Annotated in this window: 2 protein-coding genes; both read left to right on the top strand. The window is 61.9% G+C overall.

Going from position 1 to position 3,135, the window contains the following annotated elements; translation table 11 throughout:
• The coding region (locus PKO01S_RS28285; protein ID WP_164779832.1) for an ABC transporter ATP-binding protein at positions 1-1,392 on the top strand (1,392 nt) is incomplete at its 5' end.
• A partial coding sequence (locus PKO01S_RS28280; protein WP_164779831.1) for an ABC transporter ATP-binding protein occupies positions 1,373-3,135 on the top strand: 1,763 nt, incomplete at its 3' end. The genes PKO01S_RS28285 and PKO01S_RS28280, both read left to right, overlap by 20 nt.

Raw genomic sequence — 3,135 nt, 5'->3', positions numbered from 1 at the left:
CTGTCCCAATGGCTTGGCAAGCCGATCCGCCGCTATACGGACATCACGCTGGCGAAGCAAGGCAAGCTGAATGCAGATGCGAAGGAAGCGGTGGAAGGGCTGCCGGTCATCCACGCCTTCGGCTTGTCGCGTATGTTCACGGAACGGTTCCGCATTCTGGCGGACGATACGTTATCCTCCAGCCTTGCGCTGGAGCGAAGGAAAGCGCTCCTGTCGCCGATCAGCATTATCGCGTATGGCGCTCCGCTGCTGATCGGGGTTTCCGTCGGCGGACGATGGGTGGATTCGGGACTGATGTCCGTCAGCGACATTCTGTTGTTCATGTATCTGCTCGTGTTTCTCATTCAGCCGCTGGCGCTTATGCCGTCCTTGATCGGGGCGACGAACGAGATGATCGTCGCGGTTCGGCGGCTGCGGGAATGGATGGAGCTGCCGCAGGAGGAGACGACTGATGAAGGCGCGGATAGTACGGTTGGTGCGGAAGGTGTGAATGGTCAGGCAGATAAGACAAGGCGGGATGGGATGCTGCGGGAGCGGACGGCTGAAGCGGCCGGGGCTGATATAGCCAATGTCCGGCGGGAAGCGTGGTCCGGCGAGGAGCCGGCTGTCGTGTTCGACAATGTCACGCTGGTCTATGGCGAAGGTCCTCCTGTCCTGAAGGGCATCAGCCTCTCCATTCCGGAAGGTAGAACGGTGGCGATCGTCGGTCCGAGCGGAGCGGGTAAAAGCTCAATTGCGCGGTTAATATGCGGCGATCAGCCGGTCGGTACGATCAAAGGCGACATTCGCGTGTTCGGGAGAAGCGTTGCGCAATGGCCGAAGGAGGAGCTCCGCCGGCATATCGCGCTCGTGGCGCAGGAACCGTTCTTGTTCCCGGTATCGATCGGGGACAATATCAGCTCCGGGCGGCAGGACTCCGGGCAGGTGAGTGTAATCGAGGCGGCAAGGCTGGCGCACGCGCATGAATTTATTGAGCGGATGCCGCGCGGCTACGAGACGCGGCTTGGCGAGCGGGGCGCTGGTCTCAGCCGCGGCGAGCGGCAGCGCATTGCGATTGCGAGGGCAATCGCCAAGGATGCGCCGCTGCTGCTGCTCGACGAAGCATCGTCGGCGCTCGATCCGCGGAGCGAGGCGCTTGTAACCGAGGCGGTGCAAGCTTATGCGCGCGGCCGAACGGCTCTCATTATTGCGCACCGGCTCAGCTCGATCCGCCTCGCGGATGAAGTGCTGGTGCTGGATGAAGGGCGCATCGTGGAACGCGGGTCGTACGAGGAGCTTGCTTCCGAGCCTGGAAGCCGGTTCATGCAGCTATTCGGCGGACAGGTTGCGGGGCAGACGGCGGGCGTCCGGCTGATGGAAGGGGGTCGGTCCCATGTCAGCGTCACGGTATAAAGAGCTGGTCTTTATGCTGCGGCTGGTGGGCCGCATCAAATTCCGCTACTTCGCCGGCATTCTTCTGTTCAGCCTCGCTTCCGCCAGCATGCCGATTATTCTCGCTTTCGTCTTCAAGCTGCTGATCGATGCGGTATTAAGCGGTGAAATTGCGGGGTTGCGCGCTGCTGTTGTCCTTCTTGGGTCCGCATTCGCAGGTCTAGCTGCGGTATCGTCCCTGAGCGGCTATTTGTATCAGACGGCCGTTAAGCGGGCAATGGTGCGGCTGCGCGTACAGTTGTTCGAGACGCTGTGCGCCATGCAGCCGGATCAATCGGCACGCCTTCACTCGGGAGCGGCAGCTTCGTTGTTCGCGAACGACGTGCCGGTCATGGAGCGGGCGTACACGGAGGCGTTCCAGACGACGCTGCATTTTGTGCTGCTGGGCTTCGGATCGATCGCGGCGATGTTTTATCTCGATTGGCGCTTTCCGGCGGGGCTGCTCGTCATTACCGGCGTCTCGGTATGGCTCGGAGCCAAATTTATGCGCCAGCTGCGGCTCGGGGGCAAGCGCCAGCAGAACATGATGGCAAGGTTCGCAGAGCATTATGCGGATGCCAAGGCCGGGCTGTCGGTTATCCAGATGTTCGGCATGCAGCGGCGCATAACCCGGCGGTTCGATTCCATATCCGGACGGCTGAATGAGACGAGCGTCCGAATCGGGACGTCGACCGCACGGCTGGAAGGCGTCGAGTACATGATGGATATCGTCGGCTTTGCCGGCGTCGTCGTGACCGGCGGCTTCTTGTACAGCTACGGTATGGCGGAGTTCGGAACAATCGTCGCCATCGTGCAGCTTCAGATGGGGTTCGTCGGCATCTTCTCCGGTATCAGCGCGCCGCTTGCCCTTCTGCAGCAATCGTTCGCCGCATCGGGCCGGGTTCGGCAGTGGCTTGATACACGGGTCGAACCATCGAATCCGCAAGCTGCAGACAGGCTGGCAGCCGGACAATCCGCCGCCGCTGTCGGCATCTCGTGGAGCGGCGTTGCGGCGGGATACGGCGATTTGCAGCCGCAGGTCTTAAGAGGCGTCAACCTTCAAGTGGAGGCGGGCAGCACTTACGGCATCGTCGGGTGGAGCGGCTGCGGCAAGAGCACGCTGATTGGGACGCTGCTCGGCTTCGTGAAGCCGGAATCGGGAACGATCCGAATCGGCGGCCGCGATATCGAATCGATTGCGCCAGAAGAGTTGCGCCGGCTGATCGCCTATGTGCCGCAGGAGTCGCTTCTGTTCGAAGGAACGATTGCGGACAACATCCGCCACGGCAGGCTGGACGCTACGGACGAGATGGTGGAGCGCGCGGCGCAGGCAGCCGGTGCAACGGCTTTCATCAGCCGGCTGCCGGGAGGCTTCAGCTTTGAAGTCGGCGAACGGGGGCATCGTCTGTCGGGCGGCGAGCGGCAGCGGATATCGATTGCCCGCGCGCTCATTAAGGATGCGCCGATTCTCGTCATGGACGAGCCGACTTCGTCGCTCGACGGTGAGACCGAACGGGCGGTCAGCGGAGCTGTTGCCGCACTGAAAGGAACGCGGACGATTATCGTTGTAGCACATCGTCTGTCGACGATTGAGGATGCCGACCGAATCGTCGTCATGCATGACGGTACTGTCGTCGAGCATGGCACGCACAGCGAATTGCTGCGGCTCGGCGGATGGTACGAAGCGTTGTACGAATCGCAGGCTTATCCCGCCGCTATGGCGGG

The organism is Paenibacillus kobensis NBRC 15729 (assembly GCF_004000825.1).
In the GTDB taxonomy this organism is placed as follows: domain Bacteria; phylum Bacillota; class Bacilli; order Paenibacillales; family Paenibacillaceae; genus Paenibacillus_T; species Paenibacillus_T kobensis.
This window is presented reverse-complemented; position numbering and strand designations above follow the sequence as displayed.